General features: G+C 75.0%; 15 protein-coding genes. 5 read left to right on the top strand and 10 right to left on the bottom strand.

Annotated elements, in window-relative coordinates; all coding sequences use genetic code 11:
• Window positions 1-15: 15 nt before the first annotated feature.
• A complete protein-coding gene (locus AC1UE4_RS13940; RefSeq protein ID WP_482917831.1) occupies window positions 16-4,401 on the bottom strand; it encodes a BTAD domain-containing putative transcriptional regulator in 4,386 nt (1,461 codons plus the stop codon).
• A gap of 89 nt (window positions 4,402-4,490) precedes the next feature.
• Here AC1UE4_RS13940 and AC1UE4_RS13935 point away from each other — a divergent pair, with 89 nt between their 5' ends.
• Entirely contained in the window at window positions 4,491-4,817 is a 327-nt protein-coding gene (locus tag AC1UE4_RS13935; RefSeq protein WP_482917830.1) for a hypothetical protein, read from the top strand.
• A gap of 26 nt (window positions 4,818-4,843) precedes the next feature.
• On the opposite strand, the gene AC1UE4_RS13930 is transcribed toward AC1UE4_RS13935, so the two are convergent.
• The 6 genes from AC1UE4_RS13930 to AC1UE4_RS13905 all read right to left on the bottom strand — a co-directional run bounded on the left by AC1UE4_RS13930 (window position 4,844) and on the right by AC1UE4_RS13905 (window position 13,269).
• A complete protein-coding gene (locus tag AC1UE4_RS13930; RefSeq protein ID WP_482917829.1) occupies window positions 4,844-6,226 on the bottom strand; it encodes a tryptophanase in 1,383 nt (460 codons plus the stop codon).
• On the bottom strand, window positions 6,123-7,631 hold the full coding sequence (locus AC1UE4_RS13925) for an MFS transporter (RefSeq protein ID WP_482917828.1): 1,509 nt from the start codon (window positions 7,629-7,631) through the stop codon (window positions 6,123-6,125). Before AC1UE4_RS13925 ends, AC1UE4_RS13930 begins: the two co-directional genes overlap by 104 nt.
• Window positions 7,632-7,705: 74 nt before the next feature.
• Window positions 7,706-8,170 (bottom strand): hypothetical protein, encoded by a 465-nt coding sequence (locus AC1UE4_RS13920; RefSeq protein WP_482917827.1) that lies wholly within the window; start codon window positions 8,168-8,170, stop codon window positions 7,706-7,708.
• Between the two features lie 55 nt (window positions 8,171-8,225).
• Window positions 8,226-10,397 carry an MMPL family transporter gene (locus AC1UE4_RS13915; protein WP_482917826.1) on the bottom strand — a complete coding sequence of 724 codons (2,172 nt, stop codon included), beginning with the start codon at window positions 10,395-10,397 and terminating at the stop codon, window positions 8,226-8,228.
• Between the two features lie 10 nt (window positions 10,398-10,407).
• Window positions 10,408-10,620 carry a DUF8691 family protein gene (locus tag AC1UE4_RS13910; RefSeq protein ID WP_482917825.1) on the bottom strand — a complete coding sequence of 71 codons (213 nt, stop codon included), beginning with the start codon at window positions 10,618-10,620 and terminating at the stop codon, window positions 10,408-10,410.
• A gap of 72 nt (window positions 10,621-10,692) precedes the next feature.
• A complete protein-coding gene (locus AC1UE4_RS13905; RefSeq protein ID WP_482917824.1) occupies window positions 10,693-13,269 on the bottom strand; it encodes a winged helix-turn-helix domain-containing protein in 2,577 nt (858 codons plus the stop codon).
• Between the two features lie 101 nt (window positions 13,270-13,370).
• Between AC1UE4_RS13905 and AC1UE4_RS13900 the strand changes: the two genes are divergently transcribed.
• Window positions 13,371-13,826 (top strand): hypothetical protein, encoded by a 456-nt coding sequence (locus AC1UE4_RS13900; protein ID WP_482917823.1) that lies wholly within the window; start codon window positions 13,371-13,373, stop codon window positions 13,824-13,826.
• Here AC1UE4_RS13900 and AC1UE4_RS13895 read toward each other — a convergent pair.
• The gene (locus tag AC1UE4_RS13895; protein WP_482918248.1) at window positions 13,823-14,374 is read right to left on the bottom strand and encodes a TetR/AcrR family transcriptional regulator; all 552 of its coding nucleotides are present in this window, start codon (window positions 14,372-14,374) and stop codon (window positions 13,823-13,825) included. The two genes, AC1UE4_RS13900 and AC1UE4_RS13895, sit on opposite strands and share 4 nt — an antisense overlap.
• A gap of 42 nt (window positions 14,375-14,416) precedes the next feature.
• Here AC1UE4_RS13895 and AC1UE4_RS13890 point away from each other — a divergent pair, with 42 nt between their 5' ends.
• On the top strand, window positions 14,417-14,929 hold the full coding sequence (locus AC1UE4_RS13890) for a GNAT family N-acetyltransferase (protein WP_482917822.1): 513 nt from the start codon (window positions 14,417-14,419) through the stop codon (window positions 14,927-14,929).
• Here AC1UE4_RS13890 and AC1UE4_RS13885 read toward each other — a convergent pair.
• Window positions 14,877-16,088 (bottom strand): class I SAM-dependent methyltransferase, encoded by a 1,212-nt coding sequence (locus tag AC1UE4_RS13885; protein ID WP_482917821.1) that lies wholly within the window; start codon window positions 16,086-16,088, stop codon window positions 14,877-14,879. The genes AC1UE4_RS13890 and AC1UE4_RS13885 overlap by 53 nt on opposite strands.
• Before the next feature lie 46 nt (window positions 16,089-16,134).
• On the opposite strand from AC1UE4_RS13885, the gene AC1UE4_RS13880 reads away from it, so the two are divergent.
• The gene (locus AC1UE4_RS13880; protein ID WP_482917820.1) at window positions 16,135-16,623 is read left to right on the top strand and encodes a PaaI family thioesterase; all 489 of its coding nucleotides are present in this window, start codon (window positions 16,135-16,137) and stop codon (window positions 16,621-16,623) included.
• A gap of 19 nt (window positions 16,624-16,642) precedes the next feature.
• Here AC1UE4_RS13880 and AC1UE4_RS13875 read toward each other — a convergent pair whose 3' ends face one another.
• Window positions 16,643-16,936 (bottom strand): hypothetical protein, encoded by a 294-nt coding sequence (locus AC1UE4_RS13875; RefSeq protein WP_482917819.1) that lies wholly within the window; start codon window positions 16,934-16,936, stop codon window positions 16,643-16,645.
• Window positions 16,937-17,069: 133 nt separating this feature from the next.
• Between AC1UE4_RS13875 and AC1UE4_RS13870 the strand changes: the two genes are divergently transcribed.
• Window positions 17,070-20,441 (top strand): ATP-binding protein, encoded by a 3,372-nt coding sequence (locus AC1UE4_RS13870; RefSeq protein ID WP_482917818.1) that lies wholly within the window; start codon window positions 17,070-17,072, stop codon window positions 20,439-20,441.
• Window positions 20,442-20,446 lie beyond the last annotated feature (5 nt).

The raw sequence follows: 20,446 nt of genomic DNA, 5'->3' as shown, positions 1-20,446 counted from the left end.
TCGGTGCCGATGCTCTCAGACCCGCGGGCGCGGAGCAAGGTGCTCGGCCGCGCGCGCGGCGGCGACGACGTTGCCCTTGCGCTCGTAGCGCCTGATCGCCTCCGCGAGGAGCTCCTCGACGCCGTGCGTGCGGCCGCTCTCGCGCAGCACGCGCGCGAGGTCGAGGAGCGCGTCGGCCTGGTAGGAGAGGAAGTCGGTGCGCTCGAGGATCGCGACCGCCTCGCGGGCGAGCGTCTCGGCCTCGGCGCCGCGCTTGCCGCACGCCGCGAGGCTGCGCGCGCGGACCTGCCGCCACAGCGCCTCGGTCACGAGGTCGTCGGGCGAGGCGCGGTCGCGGCTCGCATTCGCGTGCTCCGCGGCCTGCTCGTGCCGGCCGAGCGCGAGCAGCGCCTGGCCGAGCATCGCCTCCGTCGTCGAGACCAGCGCGGTGTCGCCCATGGCCTCGAGCGTCGCGAGCCCGGTGCGGAGGTGGGCTTCGGCCGCCGCTGGATCGCCGGCGAGCAGCTCCACCATCGCGGTGTGGTGCGACACTGCCGAGTGCAGGCCGAGGCCGAGCTCGTGCAGGAGCGCGTCGCGGCGGGCGACGAGCGCGCGGGCCTCGTCGATGTGGCCGCACATCGCATGCAGTCCGGCCAGCGGCTCGAGCAGGCCGGCCTCCGCCTCGGGGCTGTCGCCCGCCTCCTCGGCGAGCTCCGCGCAGCGCCGAATCCCCTCGGCGGCCGGCGTCGGGCCGAAGAAGAGCGACGAGGCGAGCCACGCGACCATCTCGATGTGGTCGTGCTGCGAGCCGGCGCGCGCCGCGTGGTCGGCCGCCGGCCTCCATGCCTCCGCGGCGGCCTCCGCGTGCGCCTCGATCCAGTGCCGCCAGCCGCGCAGCCGCCAGGCGCTGCACAGCCCGAGCTCGTCGCCCGCGCGGGTGAAGACCGGGATCACGCGGCCGACCACGGCGTCGGCCTCGGCCACCCCGGCGCCGTCGTTGAGCTGCAGCGCGAGGAACACGCGCTGCACGTCGGCGTGCGCGGCCGCGACCTCGTCGCCGGCCGCCGCGGCGACCGCCGCCGCCTCGGTCAGAACCTGCGCGGCCCGCGGCAGCTCGCCCGCCTCGAACAGCGCGCCGCCGAGCACGGGGAGAAGCGGGGCGCGCGTCGCCGCGTCGTCGCCGCGCAGCGCGATCGCGCGGTCGAGCAGCCCGATCGCCGCGCGCCGGTCCCCGCGGCCGAGCGCCCGCCGGCCCGCCGAGGCCAGCCGCTCGGCGGCCCGCGCGGCCGGGTCCGCCGCCGGCTCGCCCAGCTGCGTGAGCAGCCCGGCCGCGCTCTCGAGGTGGTAGCCGACGATCTCCTCGAACTCGGCGACGCGATCGCGCGCGGTGTCCGTCAGCCAGTCGGCGAAGCGCTCGTGCAGCTCCGCGCGGGTCGCCTTCGGCAGCGAGCCGTACGCGGCATCGCGGATGAGCATGTGGCGGAACCGGAAGGCGTCGTCGTCGGCGAAGCTCGACCGGTCCGGGCGGATGACGTCGCGACGCTCGAGCCGCGCGAGGCAGCGGTCGACGTCGCCCGCGAGCGCGGCGGGCGCCAGCGCGTGCATCGCGCCGCGGTGGAACGCAGCGCCCTCGACGGAGACGCGCGTGAGCAGCGCGCGCTCGTCGTCCGGCAGCTGCTCGAGCCGCGCCGCCACGAGCGCGTGGATCGACGGCGGGACCGGCAGCGCATCCTCTGCCGCCACCGCGGAGTCATCGCCGGCGAGCATCGCGACGAGCTCCTCCGCGAAGAGAGGGTTCCCCTCGCTCGCCGCCGCGACCCGCGCGGCCAGAGACCGCGGCGCCGCGCCGCTCCCGTCTGCGGGCGCGGCCGGCGACCTCGGCACCCCCGCGTCTTCGAGCAGCGTCGCGGCGAGGCGCTCGGTGATCGCGGCGGGGAGGGGCTCGAGGTGGATGGTCGTGGCGGTGCGGCGGCCGCCGCCCCATCCGGCGCGGCGGTCGAGCAGCTCGGTGCGGGCCATGCAGACGAGGAGGAGCGGGGCGTCGCTGGTGAGGTCGGCGACGTGCTCGACGAGGTCGAGGAAGGTCGGCTCGGCCCAGTGGAGGTCGTCGAGGACCACGACGACGGGGCGGTGGCGCGCGAGCGCCTCGAGCAGGCGGCGAACGGCGCGGGCGATCGCCTCGGCCGAGCTGCTCGGCGCCTCGCCCAGCGCGGCGGCGACGTCGGCGGCGATCCGGGCGGCGTGCGGCTCGCCGGGCAGCGCGGCGGCGAGCGCCTCCGCCGGGTCGGCGTCGCTGCCGACCAGGTCGCGGACCAGTTCGGCGACCGGCCAGTACGTGATCCCCTCGCCGTAGGGCAGGCAGCGCCCGCGCAGCACGAGCGGATCGCCCCCGAACGCGTTCAGCGCCTCTTCGACGAGCCGCGACTTCCCGACTCCAGCGCTGCCGAGCACGGTGACGAGGTGGCAGCAGCGCTCGGCGACCGCGCCTTCGTGCGCGAGCGTCAAGGTCGCCAGAGGGCGCTCGCGGCCGAGCAGCGGGGCGTCGTGGCGCGTCACGCGCAGCCCGCGGCTCTCCCGCACCCCGGTCACCCGGATCCCCGCCGCGGTGCGCTGCACGTCGACCGCGTCGCGCACCAGCCGGTGGGTTCGCTCGTCGACGAGCACCTCGCCCGCGCCCGCGACGGCCTCGAGTCGCTTCGCCGTCGTGACCGGGTCGCCGGTGGTGAGCGTCGCGCCCGCCGACGTCCGCTCGGCGAGCACCTCGCCGGTGGAGATGCCGGCGCGGGCGACCCCTCCGCTCACCGCTTCGCGGATCTCCGCCGCCCCGCGGACGGCGCGCGCGGCGTCGTCCTCGTGGACGACCGGGACGCCGAAGACGGCCATCAGCGCGTCGCCCGGGTAGGCCTCGACGGTCGCGCCGTGGCGTTCGAGGACGGCCTGCATCTCCTCGAGCGCCGCGACGGTCGCGCGGCGGCGGACCTCGGGGTCGGCGTCGCCGCCGGGCGGCGCGGCGAGGCCGGCGAAGAGGACCGTGACCGTCTTGCGCTGCGCGCCCGCGCTCGGCGGGGCGGCGCGGAGCCGGAAGACGTGCTCGGGGCGGGCGAGACCGCGCAGGGCGCGCTCACCAAGGTCGACGAGCTCCGTTCCGGCGGGCATCCGCTCGCGGACGATGTCGGCCGTCGCGCGCGACAGGACGACCTCGCCGCCGGCCGCGAGGCTGCGCAGGCGCGCCGCCCGGTTGACCGCCGGGCCGTAGAAGTCGCCGTCGCGCTCCTGCGCCTCGCCGGTGTGCAGGGCGACGCGCACGCGCAGCGCCGCACCGGCCGGCCACCGGGTGCTCGCGATCCCCTCCTGCAGCGCCGCCGCGGCCCTCACCGCGGCGGACGCGCGCGGGAAGACCGTGAACGTCGAGTCGCCCTCGCCCTTGGCCTTCAGCAGCCGCCCCCCGTGCGCGGCGGCGACCTCGGCGACGAGCGCGTCGTGCCGCTCGAGCGCCTCCTCCATCGCCGCCGGTTGGGCCTCCCACAGCGCCGACGAGCCCTCGACGTCGGTGAGGAGGAACGTCACGACGCCGGTCGGCAAGTCGGGCGCAGCGGACACGCCGCGACCCGCCGGGCCGGTGGCCGCCGAGGGCGCAGACGCTTCGGCGGGTGCCTCCGCCGGGGCGGGCTCGGCCAGGAGCAGCGCGGGATCCTGGGCGAGGATCGCGGCCTCGAGGTCGCGCAGCCGCTGCCCCGGCTCGATCCCGAGCTCCTCGACCAGCCGGTGCCGCGCGTCCTGGTAGGCCTGCAGCGCCTCGGCCTGCCGGTCGGACCGGTAGAGCGCGAGCATGAGCTGGCCCCGCAGGCGCTCGCGGTACGGGTGCTCGGCGATGAGCGCCTCGAGCGGCCCGATCACCTCGGCGTGCCGGCCGACGGCGAGCCGCGCCTCGACGAGCTGCTCGTGGACGCCGGCGCGCAGCTCCTCCAGCCGCGCGATCGCCTGCTGGGCGAACGGCTCGTAGGCGACGTCGGCCAGCGGCGGCCCGCGCCACAGCGCCAGCGCCTCCTCCAGCAGCGCCTCGCCGCGGGCCGACTCGCCGGCGGCGAGCGCCCGCCCGCCCTCCTCGGCGAGCCGCTCGAACCGGTGCGCGTCGATGCGCTCCGGGTCGAGCCGCAGCGTGTAGCCGTGGTCGTGCGTGACGACCGGCGACGCGGCGCCGCCCAGCGCCTTCCGCAGCCGCGAGACCGTGACGTGCAGCGTCTTCGCGGTCCCCGGCCGCGGGCCCTCGCGCCACAGCTCCTCGAGCAGGCGGTCGGTGCTGACCGGCTCGTTGACGTGCAGCAGCAGGAACGCGAGCAGCGCGCGCTGCCGGCCGCCCGCGGGCAGCACCGGCCGGCCTCCGGCGAGGACGTCCAGCGGGCCGAGGATGCGGAACTCCACATGCGCAGTGTCAGCGCGCTGTAGCCGCGGTGCAACCACCCGGGCGCACGATGCGAACCGTGTCGATCACCACCCCCACGGAGGAAGTCATGAGCGCCTCGATCCCCAAGCAGCACCCGGCCGTCGTCCTGCGGTCGCAGTACCAGCACATGCGGGCCTTCCTCGGGCTCGCGCTCGTCCTCGTCGTCGCACTCGCCGGGACCGTCACGGTCCTCGCCGTCAACGACGACGACCCGGTCGTCAGCAAGAGCGAGCCGGCCGCGGCGCTCGGCGTCGGTCCGACCGGCGCCCCCGGCGCCACCACGAGCCCGCGCAAGGAGATCGCCCTGCGCCGCAGCACCGTGCGCATCCCCGTGACCGCCACGCCGCGGTACGACGGCGGCCCCGACGAGGGCACCCGCGGCCCCGGTCACTGAAGGAGCCCAAGCGCACCCGGCGCGCTTCAGCCGATCGGCTCGAAGCGCGCCGTGAAGTGCCGGAGCACCGGAGGCTCGTCCACGATCCGGTACCCCGGCAGCTCCGGCGCCCGCGCCGCCACCCGCTCGCAGACCTCGATGACGTAGTCGATGTGGCTCTGCGTGTAGGTGCGGCGCGGGATCGCCAGGCGGACGAGGTCCATCGGCGCCGGATGCTCGCTCCCGTCGGGCCGGCGGCCGAACATCACCGTCCCGATCTCGCAGGACCGGATCCCGCCCGTCTCGTACAGCGCGACGGCCAGCGCCTGACCGGGATACGACAGCGGATCCAGGTGGCCGAGCAGCGCCCGCGCGTCGAGGTACACGGCGTGGCCCCCGATCGGCGTCACCACCGGGATCCCCGCGCTCTCCAGCGCCTCGCCCAGGTAGCCGGTCGACCGGATCCGGTAGCGCAGGTAGTCGTGGTCGACCACCTCGCGCAGCCCCTGCGCCAGCGCCTCGAGATCACGGCCCGCGAGGCCGCCGTAGGTCGGGAAGCCCTCGGTGAGGATGAGCATCGTGCGGCACTCCTGCGCGAGGGCGTCGTCGTCCAGCGCGAGCCAGCCGCCGATGTTGCCCATCGGGTCCTTCTTCGCGCTCATCGTCATGCCGTCCGCGAGCGCCGCCATGTCGCGCACGATGTCCGCGACGTCGCGCTCGCCCTGGCCCTCCTCGCGCGAGCGGATGAACCACGCGTTCTCCGCGAAGCGGCACGCGTCCAGGAAGAGCGGCTTGCCGTGCGCGTCGCACACCGCCCGGACCGCGCGCAGGTTCTCCAGCGACACCGGCTGCCCGCCGCCGCTGTTGTTCGTCACGGTGACCATGACGCACGGCACGTCGCCGCCGCGCGTGCGCAGCAGCTCGTCCAGCGCGCCGACGTCCATGTTCCCCTTGAACGGGTGGGCGCTGCGCGGGTCGTGCGCCTCGGCGATCACGAGGTCGACCGCCTCGGCGCCGGTGAACTCGATGTTCGCGCGCGTGGTGTCGAAGTGGGTGTTGTTCGGGACGACCTTGCCCGGCCCGCCCAGCACGCCGAACAGGATCCGCTCCGCCGCGCGGCCCTGGTGGGTTGGGATGACGTGCTCGAACGGGAACAGCTCGCGCACCGCGTCGCGGAACACGAAGTAGGACGGCGACCCGGCGTAGGACTCGTCCCCACGCTGGATCGCCGCCCACTGGTCGCGGCTCATCGCCCCCGTGCCGGAGTCGGTCAGGAGGTCGATGAGCACGTCCTCCGCGCGCAGCTGGAACAGGTTGAACCCGGCCTCACGCACGGCTCGGCGCCGTTGCGCCGGCGTCGTCATGACGAGCGGTTCGACCGCGTGGATGCGGAAGGGCTCGATGACGGTGCGGAACGGGGGCTCGCTCATGCTCAGCAGCCTGACACGGCAGGGCGCGTCGCACCCAGAGCGCGCCGACCAGCGCGACCGCACCGGCGACCGCGAGGGCGATGCCGAGCGCGGCGGTGAACGCGGCCGGGTCCTCCGCGGCGGTCGCGTCGGGCGACGCGTCGTAGAGCGTCGTCACCAGCGACCCGATGACCGCGGTGCCGAGCGCGCCGGCGACCTGGCGGGTGACGTCGTTCATCGCCGACGCGACACCGGACTTCTCCTCCGTCACCGCGCCCATCACCGACGCGGTGCACGGCCCCGCGATCCAGCCCATGAACAGCGCTATCGCGAAGAGGTTCACGCCAACCGGCCAGTACGGCATGCCGTCGCTCCAAGCCAGCGTCGACGCCAGCGCGACGCCGAGCCCCACCATGCCGGCGGTGACGATCCGCGCGGTGCCCGCCCGCTCGACGAGCTTGGTGCTGGACCCGGCGCCGAGCAGCAGCCCGAACGCGAGCGGGATCATCTGCACGCCGGCGGTGAGCGCCGACGCCCCCCGCGCGTCCTGGAGGAACTGGGTCATCGCGAACGACGCGCCGAACAGGGCGAACGACGACAGCGCGATCGCGGCGGCCGCGACGCCGAAGCGCGGCTCGCGCAGCAGCTTGAGGTCGAGCATCGGCTCGGCGCGCCGCAGCTCGACGGCGACGAACCCGGCCGCGCAGGCGAGGCCGGCGGCGAAGCAGCCGAGGACGAGCGGATCGGTCCAGCCGCGCTCGGGCGCCTCGATGATCCCGTAGACCGCCACGAACAGCGCGGCGGCCGACAGCGCCATCCCCGCGAGATCGAACGAGCCGGGGCGTGGGTCCCGGCTCTCGGGAACGAGCCGCATGCCGAGCACGAACGCGACCGCGACGATCGGGACGTTGAACAAGAACACGGCGTGCCAGTCGAACCACTCGAGCAGCAGGCCGCCGAACAGCGGCCCCAGGCCGACGCCGATCGAGGCCATGGCGGCCCAGATGCCGATCGCCTTCGCGCGCTCCTCCTTGGGGAACACGTTGGCGATGATCGACAGGGTCGCGGGCATGATCGTCGCGCCGCCGACGCCCATCAACGCGCGGACGGCGATGAGCTGGCCGGAGCTGTCGACCAGCAGCGCTGCGAGGCTTGCGGCGCCGAACAGCAGGAGGCCGGCCTGCAGCAGGAGCTTGCGCCCGAAGCGGTCGCCCAGCACGCCGACGGCGAGCAGCAGCCCGGCGTAGACGAGCAGGTACGCGTCGACGATCCACTGCAGCGTCGAGCTCGACGCGCCGAACGCCTCCTGGAGGCTCGGCAGGGCGACGTTGAGGATCGTGTTGTCGAGCCCGATGACGACCAGGCTCAACGAGAGGACGGCGAGGATCTTCCAGCGCCGTGCGTGGATGGCGGGATCGGTGGTCATGGCAGTTTCGGGTCTCGAACCGCGCGAAGGCGGGGCCGCCGGCTCGGCCGGCGACCCCGCCGCTCGCGATGCGCTCAGGACGACACGCCCTCCTGGAAGCCGTCGTAGAACGCCTGCGTGACCTCGGGGGCCGACGACCGGAAGTCGCTCGCCTGCGACTCGAGGTCGTTCAGCGCCTCGTCGAGCTCGTACTCGTAGAGCTCCTGGTCCCACTCGTCGTCCGTCGAGACGGACCCGGCGAACCCGTTCAGCGCGTGCGAGAGGGCGTCGCCCTGCTCGGTGATCTGCTCGTCGAGCTCGTCGCTCGCGTGGTCCTTGGCGTCGTTGGTGGCGTGGCGGACCTCGGTCAGCGCGTCGTCGACCTCGTAGTACGACTCGGCGTCGCGCAGCTGGACGACGGCCTCGCCGAGGCGCTCGCCGTCGGCGCGGGCGGTGTCTGCCGCTGACGCCGGCCACACCGCGACGGTGACGGCGGCGACGGCGGCCAGCCCGATGACGAGGGCGATGACACGGCGGCTGAGGGTGTTGAACATGGACATGGAGGGATCTCCTTGTGGGGTGGTTGGACTGCGGATGGGTTCTGGGGTGGGGCGCTCAGGCCGCGTGCGGCGAGGGCGCGGCATCGGTGGGGCGTTGGGCCCCCTCGACATCGAGGTGCGGCAGGATGCGGTCCAGCCGCTTCGGCAGCCACCAGGTGAGGCGGCCGCAGAGGAGCATCACGGCGGGCAGGAGGAGGCAGACCATGCTCCCGGCGATGAGGATCGCCGAGGCCAGGCCGACGCCGAACTCCTTGACGGTCGGGTCGCCGCTGAGCACGAAGCTCGCGAAGACCGCGACCATGATCGCCGCCGCCGACGCGATGACCTTGCCGGTGCCGGCGAGGCCGTCGATGACCGCCCGGCGCGGCGACTTGCCCGCGTCGAGCTCCTCGCGAACCCGGCTGACGAGGAAGACCTGGTAGTCCATCGCCAGCCCGAAGAGGATCGCGAACATCATCATCGGGACGTAGGAGACGATCGGGATCGCGCCGTCGAGGCCGATCGCGGTCGCGCCGGTGCCCTCCTGGAACACCGCGGTCACGACGCCGTACGCCGCGCCGACGGACAGGAGGTTCACGAACGCGGCCTGCAGCGGCACGAGGACCGAGCGGAACGCGATGAGCAGGAGCACCATGCTCAGCCCGACGACGACCGCGATGATGAGCGGCAGCCGCTCGGCGATGCGCTCTGCGAGGTCCAGCTGCTGCGCCGTCGAGCCGCCCACGTGGGCGTCCAGGCCGGTCGCCGGCAGCGTCGTCGTGCGGTACTCGTCGACGAGGTCCTTCGTGACGTCGCTGGTGGGCGACCCCTCGGGGATGACGTTGACGAGCAGCGCCGTGCGGTCCTCGGACACCTGCGGCGTCCCGACCGACTGCACGCCGTCCGCCGAGGCGAGCGACTTCTGCAGCTCGGCGATCCGCGGATCGTCCTCGCTGGTCACCTTCTCGTCACCGAGGTCGGCGGTCACGAGCAGCGGGCCGTTGACGCCCGCGCCGAACTCGTCGGTCAGGCGGTCGTAGGCCTGCCGGACCGTCGTCTCCTTCGGTGCGTTCGACTGGTCGGTGAGGCCGAGCTCGAGCTTGGCCACCGGCAGCGTGCACACGACCAGCAGCAGCGTCGAGACCAGCGCGAGGCGGCCGGGGCGCTTGGCGAGCCACGTGCCCCAGCGCTCCCAGCGGGCGCTGTGCCCGAGCGAGCTGCGGCGGTCCGGCCCGATGCGCAGCCGCTCGATCCCGTCGCCGCACAGCGACAGCAGGGCGGGCAGCAGCGTCGCCGACGCGAGGACCGCGACGATCACGACGATGGCGGCCGCCTGGCCGAGCATCGTGATGAGCGACAGGCCGGACACGGCAAGCGACAGGAGCGCGATGACGACCGTCGCCCCGGCGAACGCGACTGCGGCGCCGGACGTGCCGGCGGCGTGGCCGATCGCGTCACGCACCGACCGGCCCTCGTGGCGTGCGGACCGTGCGCGGGTGACGATGAACAGCGAGTAGTCGATGCCGACGCCGAGGCCGATCATCGTCCCGAGCGTCGGGGCGACGTCCGGCACAGGAGCGACGTGGCCGAACAGCGACACGAGGCTCAGGCCCGCGATCAGGCCGGCGATCGCCGCGGCGATCGGCAGCGCCATCGCGGTGACGGTCCCGAAGACGAGGACGAGGATGAGCATCGCGGCGGCGATGCCGATGAGCTCGCTCGACCGGGTCTCGGCCTTCGAGAGCTTGGTTCCGAGCTGGCCGCCGGCGTCGACCTCGACGCCCGCCTTGGCCGCCTGGTCCTCGGCGGTGGTCAGGATCTGCTCGGCCTCCTGCTCGGAGACGTCGCCGAGCGCCTTCGACGGCACGACGGTCGCGTAGGCGGTCTTGCCGTCCTCCGAGATCGTGCCGGACTCGTACGGGTTGGAGACGCCCTCGACGAGGGGGTCCTCGGAGACTGCCTTCAACGCGTCGCCGACGGCTGCCTTGTGGGCGTCGTCGGTGAGGGTTCCCTCCTCGGTGTGGAACACGAGGGGGCTTGCGTCGGAGAGCTCGCTGGAGAACGAGCGCCCCATCACGTCGGTCGCCGCCGCGCTGTCCGAGCCGGACACGGTGACCGAGCTCTGGTACGTGCTGCCCGCCATCGTGCTCCCGACGGCGAGGCCGACGACGGCCACGAGCCAGACGGAGATGACGAGCAGGCGACGGCGTGCGGAGAACGTCGCGATGCGGGTGAGCAGAGCGGACATGCGCTGCTCCCTATGCCGCGGCCAGCGCGCGGCGGACGACGACGATCTCGAGGCCGAGGCGGTCGAGCCCGTCGAGGACTGCGAAGAGCTTCGCCTGGTCGGCGATCTCGCCGTGCAGCACGGTGTGCGCCGGCGAGCTGTGGGCGCGGAGACCCTCGAAGGAGCTGACGAGCCCCTCGCCGAGGCGTCCGCGGACGATGATCTCGTAGTGGTTGGGCTTCATGGCCGGGAAGGCTCCGGCCGACCCGTATGACGGGTCATCGCACGATGGGTGTGAAGCGTGTGAGGCGCCGTCTCAGGCGGCGCGGCGCGGGGGTGCGAGCAGCCCGAACGCGCGTCCCCGCTGCACGGCCTCGCCGCGCGTGTGGGCGTCGAGCTTCGCGTACAGCTTGCGCATGTGCGTCTTGACGGTGTGCACCGACAGGTAGAGCTCGCTGCCGATCTCCGCGGCCGACAGGTTCGTCGGCAGCAGGCGCAGGACGGCGAGCTCGCGGTCGGTGAGCGGCTCGCTGATCGGGGCCGGCGCCGTCGTGGGCTCGGCGCCGCCGAGGAGGTCGAGCAGGTCGCGCAGGAACGAGCCGTGGACGGAGCGGTGCGGCGGCTGGGCGGCGAGCACCTCGCGCGCGCCCGGCACGGTGGTCGTGATCCACATGCGGCCCTGCGGCTCGCACAGCGCGAGCGCGCGCTCGACCGACGTCATCGCCCCCTCGCGCTCGCCGGTCCGCGACCGCGCGACGGCGTCGAGCAGCAGCGCCTCGACGACCATGTTCACCTGCCAGGCCGGCGCGCTTCCGTCCAGCGACGGGGCGACCGCGGCGACCGCAGCCTCGGGATCGCCGTCGCTCAGCGCGACGCGGGCGGCGAGGTTGCACCAGATCGCGAACGGCTTCGCTTCGGCGAGCGCCTCGCGCACCGCGTCGACGTCGCCGGCGGCGAGCGTCGCCCTGAGCACCCACTGGCGCTCGACGCTCGCGAGGAAGTGGGCCTCGCGCAGGCTGACCGCCTGGCGCGCTCCGTCGCTGAACGCGGCGATCGCCGCACGCGCGTCGCCCGCCGCGATCGCGAGCATGCCGCGGGCGTGGTGGAGGCCGACGAGCGCGGCCGGCTCGGCGGAGCCGTCGAGGCGCGGGGCGGCGCGGTCCAGCCACTGCTCGCCCTCGGCGAAGCGGCCGCGCTCGACGAGCGTGACGCCGAGGTTGAGCGCGGCCACCGCGGTGACGGGATGCGTCGACCAGCCGACGCGCTCGCTGACGGCGAGGACGCTGCGCAGGCGGTCCTCCGCCTCGCCGAGGCGGTCGGTCACGAGCAGCACGGTGCCGAGCGCCGAGACGCAGGCGACCTCGACGAACGGGCGCCCGAGCCGGCGGCCGAGCGACAGCGCCTCCTCGAGGTGGCGCTCGCCGTCGTCGAGGCGCAGGCTCCACGACTCGCCGATCCCGAGGTTCATGAGCGCGAGCGCGCGGAGCTCGTCGCCGGCGTCCTCGTCGACCGTGACCGTCGTGACGCCGCCGAGCCGCCGCGCCCGGAGCAGCCGCACCGCGCCGACGGCCGTGCGCGCACGGGCGCGCCGGCTCTCCGGCACGTCGTCGAGGCGGGCCTCGGCGCGGTCGATGAGGCGGTCGGCGTCGGTCCAGCGCGCCTGCCAGAGGCGGTCGGCGGCGGCGATCGCCGACAGCTCGGCGTCGGCGGCGACGACCTCCTCGGGGATGCCCTCGAGCAGCGCGCCGAGCGTGGCGTCCTGGCCGTCGAGGACGAGCCCGACCCAGAGGTCGCCGAGCAGGTCGGCCACGAGCGCCCAGTCGCCGCCGCGCGCGGCGTGGCGGGCCGCCTCGACGCGCTGCCCGTCCTTCGCGAGCCACGTGGCGGCGCGGCGGTGCAGCTCGTCCACCTCCTCGCCGGCCGTCTCGCGGCGCAGCTCCAGCCGCAGCAGGTCCGCGAGCAGGTGGTGGTAGCGGAACCACGTGCGGCCGACGTCCGTCGCGACGACGAGCGCGTTGGCCTCCTCGAGCGCGAGCAGCAGCCGGCCGCTGTCCGTGCGGCCGGTCAGCGCGTCGGCGAGCGGGCCGCAGACGCGGTCGAGGATCGCGGTGCGCAGCAGCAGGTCGCGGACCTCGGGCGGCTGCGTCGCGAGGACCTCGCTGACGAGGTAGTCGGCGATCGTCCGCTCGCTGCCGGAGAACTCGTCGACGAAGCGGTCCGGATCGGCGTGGCGCTCGAGCGAGAGCGCCGCCAGCCGCAGCCCGGCCGCCCAGCCCTCGGTGCGCTCGTGCAGCCGCTCCGCGTCCTGCTCGCTCACCCGGACGCCCGCGCCCGCCAGCAGCTCGGCCGCCTCGTCGCGCGTGAAGCCGAGGTCGGCGTCGCGGATCTCGACGAGCCGTCCCTCGAGGCGCAGGCGGTGCAGGCCGACGCGCGGCTCGCGGCGGCTCACGAGGAACCAGCGGACGTTCTCCGGCGTGCTCGCGAGCAGGCGCTCGATGCCGGCCAGCGCCTCGTCGGAGCGCAGCTGGTGGACGTCGTCGAGGACGACGTCCAGCGGCGTCCGCAGCGCGGCGAGGCCGTCGCCGACGCGGTCGAGGAACTCCGCCCACGCGCCGTGCGCGGCGGGCACGAGCGTTCCGAGCGCGTCGTCCGGCCCCACCGCTCCCGACGCGCGCAGAGCCTCCATCACCGCCGACCAGAACCGCGTCGCGTCGACCTCGTCGCGCTCGATCGCGACGCGGGCGACCCGGGCGACGTCGCCGCGCTCCTGCAGCCACGCCGACAGCAGCGTGCTCTTCCCGCTTCCCGCGGGCCCGCACACGAGGGTCACGCTGCCCGGCCCGCCGCGATCGAGGAGCTCGAGCAGGCGTGGCCGTTGCACTGCGACGACCACGACCTGACCCTACCTCCGCGTCCGAAGCTCTTGCATCCGGTGCCGCGACGAGCGTACGGTCGGCACGCATCTCGTCCCGCAGGCCCCCGAGAGGAGAACGGATGAAGGCCGACGAGAAGATCCAGCACGGAGCGCAGCCCTACCTCGAGGACGGCGAGCAGGTGCTCGCGGCGTTCGTCGCCCGGCCGCGCGGCTGGACGCAGACGAACGCAGGCGCCATGCACCTCGGGATCCACCAGCAGTCGAAGTCCCGCGAGGGCGCCGGCGAGGCCGGGTTCGAGCTCGCGAGCCCGATGGCGCTGGCGATCACGCCGCGCCGGTTGCTCTCACTGGAGCTCGGAGCGGCGAAGACCGGCGTGGGGGCGGGCGACGTCAAGCGCCTCGTTGCCGCCGTGCCGCTGAGCGAGGTCGAGGAGCTCAAGGTCAAGCGGCTGCTCGTGGGCCGCGTCACCACGCTCAAGATCAACGGTCACGAGTTCAAGCTCGAGTCGGGCGCGGGCGCGAACGTCAAGGGCGTCCAGGAGGCGTTCGAGCAGCACCGCGGCGCGCTCGCCTAGCGCCGCCGGTCGTCCGCCGCGTCGGCGAGCAGGGCGCCGACGGAGGCGGACACGCGGTCCGCGTCGCCGGTCGCGAGGAGGTCCAGCAGGCCGCCGCGCAGGACGGCGAGCACGCGGGTCGCGGCATCGCCGCCGCCGAGCAGCGCGAGCCAGTCCTCGACGGTGCACCGCGCGAAGTCCGCCCACGGGCCGTCGGGCTCGACGAGCGACCTGGCGTACGCCTCGACCCAGAGGATGAGCAGCCGTCGATGCTTCGGCGCGGCCAGCCAGCGCCAGAGCTCGGCCGCGAGCGATGCGAGGTCGTCGCCGCCGTCGTCGCGGATGCGTGCCAGCGCGCTCAGCTCGTCCGCGCGGGCGCGGGCGAGCAGTGCGCGGACGAGGTCGTCCTTGCTGCCGAAGAGGAAGAGCAGCACGCGCGGACTGCTGCCGATCTCGGCAGCGAGCGGCCGCAGCGAGACACCGCTCAGCCCATGCTCCAGAGCGTGCTGGTAGGCACGTTCGAGCAGCTCTTCGCGGCGCGCGGAGGAGACCGGAACCGGTGGCACGATGCCATGGTACGGTGGAACTGAAACGACCGTTTCAGTGACTCGATGACCGCGTCGACCATCCGCTCGCTCGGGAGGCCCGGAGACCTCGGATGGGTGGTCATGGCCCACGGCGAGCTCTACGCCGCCGAGCACGGGTGGTCGACGGAGTTCGAGGCGCTGGTGGCGCGGATCGTGGCCGACTTCGCGGAGGCGCCGGCCGACGGGCGGTCGGCGGCGTGGATCGCGGAGCGCGACGGCGAGCGGGTCGGGTGCGTGTTCTGCGTTCCCGACCCCGACGATGCCGGCGTGGCGAAGCTGCGGCTCCTGCTCGTGCACCCGGATGCGCGCGGCGAGGGCCTCGGCGGCCGCCTCGTCGACGCATGCCTGGACCATGCGGCGGCGACCGGCGCGGCGAAGGTGCGCCTGTGGACGAACCACCCGCTCGTGGCGGCGCGGCGGGTCTACCTGGCTCGCGGGTTCGTCCTCACCGGCGAGGAGGCGCACCGCAGCTTCGGTGCGGACCTCATCGGTCAGACGTACGAGGTCGCTCTGCGCGCACCTGGTAGACCGACGTGAAGCCCGTCCGGAAGCCGTTGCGCGCCGCGCGGAGGTAGAGCCGCCAGACGCGGACGCGCTCGCCGCCGGCGAGCTTCTCGGCCTCGCCGAGGTTCGCGTCGAGGCGCTCGATCCAGTGCGTTAGCGTCTCCGCGTAGTCGGACGCGAAGCCCTCGACGTGGTTCGTCGCGAAGCCGGCGCGCTCCAGCGCGAACTGGATCCGCGACAGGTGCAGCGGGGCGGCGTCGGGGAAGACGTAGCGCTCGGAGAACGGGCCCGCCTCGGGGTCCGTGTGGCGCAGGCGGGCGATGCCGTGGTTCAGCACTTGGCCGCCGGGTTTGAGCAGGTCGAACAGGCAGCGGGCGTAGACGTCGATCTGCGCGACGCCGACGTGCTCGACCATGCCGATGCTCGCGATCTTGTCGAACGGCTCCGCCTGCAGGGCGCGGTAGTCGGCGACCTGCACGTCGACGCGATCCTGGAGGCCGGCCTCGGCGACGCGGCGGCGGGCGATCTCCGCCTGCGGCGGCGACAGCGTGATCGCGGTGACGTCGACGCCGTGGTGCTTGGCGGCGTGCAGCGCGAACGAGCCCCAGCCGCAGCCGACGTCGAGCAGCCGCTCGCCGGCCTTGAGCCCGAGCTTCGTGCACACGAGCTCCAGCTTCGTCTCCTGCGCCTCCTCGAGCGTCTTGGCGCCGCGCGAGAAGATCGCGCAGCTGTACGTCATGGAGTCGTCGAGGAAGAGGCGGAAGAACTCCGGCGGGAGGTCGTAGTGGTGGCGCACCGCGCGGGCGTCGCGCTCGGGGCTGTGGCGGCGGCCCTTGGGCTTGAGCTCCGACTGCGGGACGGGCGGGGGCTTGCGCACACCCATCGCGCGGATCGCGGCGAGCACCAGCCGCCGCTTCGCCGGGGCGTCGATCGGCGGCGCCTGCCAGCCGTCGAGCAGCGCCATGACCTCGTCGAGGTCGTCGACCGCGAGCGCCCCGCTGACGTAGGCTCGGCCGAGGCCGAGCTGGCCGGGCGCGCGCAGCACGTGCCCGATCGCGTCGGGCGTCCGCGCGCTGAAGGTGGGGCCTCCGCCGTTCGTGGCGGGAACGCTGGAGCCGTCCCACAGCTCGATGTTGAACGGGCGATCGGGGAGAGCGGTCGTCAGCTCGCGTCGCAGCGCCGTGGTGCTCATGCCGCGCAGTATCCCCACAGGACCGACGTCGTGATCAACTGCGGCGATGCGAACACTGGAGATCACCTGGGACGACCCGCAGCAGCTCGCGCAGGCGGGCATGGCGTCGGCCGGTCGTGCGTTCCTGCAGCAGATCGCGGACGGGACGCTCCCGCCGGCGCCGATCCAGCGCCTGCTCGGGATGGATCTCGTCGAGGTGGGCGAGGGGCGCACCGTCTTCACGCTGCGGCCGGGCGAGCAGCACTACAACCCGATCGGCGTCGTCCACGGCGGGATCGCGGGGACGATGCTCGACAGCGCGATGGGCGCGGCGGTGCACTCGACGCTCGAGGCGGGGAGCGGCTACACGACGCTCGAGACCTCGTTCAACCTCGTCGCGCCGATCACCGCGGCGATGGGCGAGATCCGGTGCGAGGGCTCGGTCGTGCACAGGGGCAAGCGCGTCGCGACCGCCGAGGGGCGGGTGCTCTCCGAGGACGGGCGGCTGCTCGCGCACGGCACGTCGACGTGCCTGGTGCTCGGCAGCCGCCCCTGACCGCGGGTCGTTCGCAGGACTAGCGGCCGGCGAACGGCCCGCGTGTGCCCTCATCCGGCCCGCCGTCGTAGCGGGTGTCGGAGCGGTAGATGGCGGCGCTGCCCTCCTCGGGCCCGCCGTCGTAGCGCACGCCGGGGGCCGCGGACGACTGCTCGACGAACGCCGGCTGCGCCGGGTCGTCGTCGACGAGCGCGACCGTGGCGATCGTCGCCCCGGACGCGACGAGCGCGCCCGTGGCCAGGACGACAGCCGCGCGCCGGCTGTGGAACCGCGGCGCGGGGACGCTGATCGGGTGATGCACGATGGAACGCATGACGGCCTCCTGAGGGACCTTGGATGAGAGCTCCGTCACCGTCGCCGAGCCCGCTTGCAGAACGCCTGCAGCGCGCTTGCAACGTGGTTGATCCCCGGTCCGTGCCGGTTGTAGGGTCGCTGCGAGGGACCCGATGCAGTTCGACGTCCTCGGCCCGTTGCAGGCCCGCGATGGCGACCGGGCGGTCGCGCTCGGCGGCGCGAAGCAGCGCGCGCTCCTCGCGATCCTGCTGCTGCACGCCAACGAGCCGGTGTCCGTCGACCGCCTCGTGGACGTGCTCTGGCCCGGGCGCGGACGCGACGACGGGGGACGGGCGCTCCAGGTGGCGATCTCGCGGCTGCGCCGTGCGCTCAACGGCGCCAGCCTGGTCACTCGCCCGCCCGGCTACGAGCTGCGCGTCGAGGCCGGCCAGCTCGACGCCGAGTGCTTCGAGGCGAGCGTCGCGGACGCGCGCCGCGCGCTCGCCCGCGGCGACCCGCGGGCGGCGGCGGCGCGGATCCGTGAGGCGCTCGCGCTGTGGCGCGGGCCGCCGCTGGCCGACCTCGGCTACCACGACGCGTGCCGCTCGGAGATCGAGCGCCTCGAGGAGCTGCGGCTCGAGGCCCTCGAGCTGCTGCACGAGGCGCAGCTGGGCGCCGGCCTTCACGCGAGCGCGGTCGCGCCGCTCGAGCGGCTGGTCCTCGAGCATCCGCTGCGCGAGCGCCTCCGCGCGCAGCTCATGCTCGCGCTGTACCGATCGGGGAGGCAGGCCGACGCGCTCGAGGCCTTCCGCGCCGGCCGCGCGATCCTGGTCGAGGAGCTCGGCATCGAACCGGGCCGCGAGCTGCGCGACCTGCATGCGGCGATCCTCGATCAGGACCCGGAACTCGACGCTCCGCGCTCCGCGACCCCGTCATCCGGGGAGGCGGACGATGCCGGCGCCGGCGGCTTCGTCGGGCGCAGCGCCGAGCTTGCGGCGATCGATGCCGCGCTCGCCCGCGCGGATGAGGGCAGCGGCATGCTGCTGCTCGTGCGCGGGGAGGCGGGCATCGGCAAGAGCCGGCTCGCCGAGGAGGCGGCTCGCCGTGCGGCGGCGTCTGGCGCCGAGGTCCTGTGGGGCCGCTGCTGGGAGGCCGGCGGGGCCCCGGCCTACTGGCCGTGGGTCCAGGCGCTGCGCGGGCATGCGCGGTCGGCGCCGCCCGGCCGCGTGCGCGAGGAGCTGGGCGCGCGCGGCGCCGACGTCGCGGCGATGCTGCCGGAGCTGGCGGACCTGCTCGGCGACGCCGAGCCGCCGGGCCCGGCCGATCCCGAGACCGCGCGGTTCCGGTTGTTCGATGCCACGGCCCAGTGGCTGCGCGCGGCGGGCGATCACCGCCCGCTGCTCGTCGTGCTCGACGACCTCCACGTCGCGGACGCGCCGTCGCTCGTGCTGCTGCGCTTCGTCGCCCGCGAGCTGCGGGACATGCGTGTCGTGGTCCTGGCCGCGGCGCGCGACGAGTCGGAGCTGCCGATCGACGAGCTCGAGCGGGAGCCGGCGACCCGGGTGCTGCGGCTCGGCGGCCTCGACGCGGACGCGACCCGGCGCTGCGTCGAGGGGGTCGTCGGCGCGGATGCGCCCGCGGCGCTCACGACGGTGATCCAGGAGCGCAGCGAGGGCAACCCGCTCTTCGCCGTCGAGCTGGCGCGCCTGCTCACGGCGCCGGCGCGGGGAGCGGAGCCGCCGGCGGCCGCCCTCCCGGAGGGGATCCGCGGCGTGATCGAGCAGCGCCTCGAGCGCATCTCGGGCCCGGCGCGAGCGCTGCTCGGGCCTGCGGCGGTGCTGGGTCGCAGCTTCCGGCGCGACGTTCTCGCGCAGCTGAGCGGGCGACCTGCCGACGAGGTGCTCGACCTCCTCGACGAGGCGATCGCCGCGGGCATCGTGCAGCCGGGAGCGGCACGCGGAGCCGAGCTGCGCTTCACGCACGTCCTCCTGCGCGACGCCGTCTACGGCGCGCTGCCGACGCGCGATCGCCTGCGCCTGCACGCACGCGCCGGGACGGTCCTCGAGCGGCACTACGCCGCCGATCCCGACCCGCACCTCGCCGAGCTCGCCCACCACTTCCTGGAGGCGAGCCCCGCCGGCGGCGCGGACATCGCGGTCGCGTACGCGCGCCGCGCGGGCGACCGGGCGGAGGCGCTGCTCGCCCACGAGGAGGCGGCGCGCCTCTACGAGATGGCGCTCGACGCGCTCGACGCCGCGGGGGTTCCGGGCGGGACGGTGCGGTGCGAGCTGCTGCTCGCGGCGGGCGAGGCGCTCGCCCGCGGCGGAGAGCTGCCGGCGGCGAAGGCGACGTTCGCCGACGCCGCCGACGAGGCCGCTCGCGTGCATGGTCGCGGCGACCTGGTGGCGCGGGCGGCCATCGGCTACGCGGGGGCGTTCGTGTGGGCGCGGGCGGGGCGCGACGAGCGGCTCGTGCCGCTGATCGAGCAGGCGCTCGCCGCGCTGCCGGCGGACGGGGACGCGCTTCGCGCCCGGCTGCTTGCGCGGCTGGCCGGCGCGCTGCGCGATCGCGCCCCGCGTGCCGACCGTGCCGCCCTCGCCCGCGATGCGGTGGCCGCCGCCCGGCGGTGTGGCGACGCCGCTTCGCTGGCGTGGGCGCTGGAGGCCGTCGCCGGGACGCTGACGTTGCCGCGCGATGTGGGGGAGCTGGAGGCGCTCGCCGGCGAGCTCACGTCGGTGGCCACCGACTCCGCGGCGATCCATCGCGTACTCGCGGGCCATCACTACGCGTTCGGCACGGCCATGCTGCGCGGGGACGTCTCGGCGGCTGAGAACGCGGTCGCGGCCATGCGCCGCATCACCGGGGACCTGCGCGAGCCGGCGCAGCAGTGGGCGTCGGCGCCACCCGAGGCGACGCTCGCGCTGTTCAAGGGGCGGCTCGACGAGGCGGAGAGGCTGATCGACGCGCTGGCCGGCGGCTCCGCATGGCGCGGGGTCCGCGGCCATCGCGTCCGGGACGACACGACGTTCCGCCACGTCCTCGCCGTGCAGCACTGGGCGTTGCAGCGAGAGCGCGGCGATCCTGCGTCGGCGCTCGACGCCGTTGCCGCCTACGTCGAGGAGCACCCCGAGGTCTTCGTCACGCGCTGCCTGCTCGCGCACGTGCACTGCGCCGCCGGCGCCCGCGACCGCGCGCTGGACGAGCTCCGGCAGCTGCTGACCGGACCCGAGCCGCTCGAGGACCGGGTCGATTGGTTCCTCGGCGCGGCCGTGCTCGCCGAGGTCGCCGCGGACCTGGAGGACACCGCCGCGGCCGCCCTGCTCCACGCGGCCTTGGCCCCGTACGGGTCGTACGTGGTGTACACGCATCCCGAGATCGCGCTCGGCTCGGCCGAGCGGCCGCTCGCGCTGCTGGCCGCCACGCTCGGCCGGCGTGAGGAGGCCGAGCGGCGGCTTGCCGCGGCGGCGGTCGCGAACGAGCGCATGGGCGCCGTGCCGGCGTTGCTGCGGACGCGCGAGGACGCGCGCCGGATCGCCGGGCGCTGAGCCGC

Source organism: Parviterribacter kavangonensis (genome assembly GCF_056863335.1).
The sequence above is the reverse complement of the archived record's forward strand: the minus strand, read 5'-3'. Positions and strand labels throughout refer to the sequence as shown.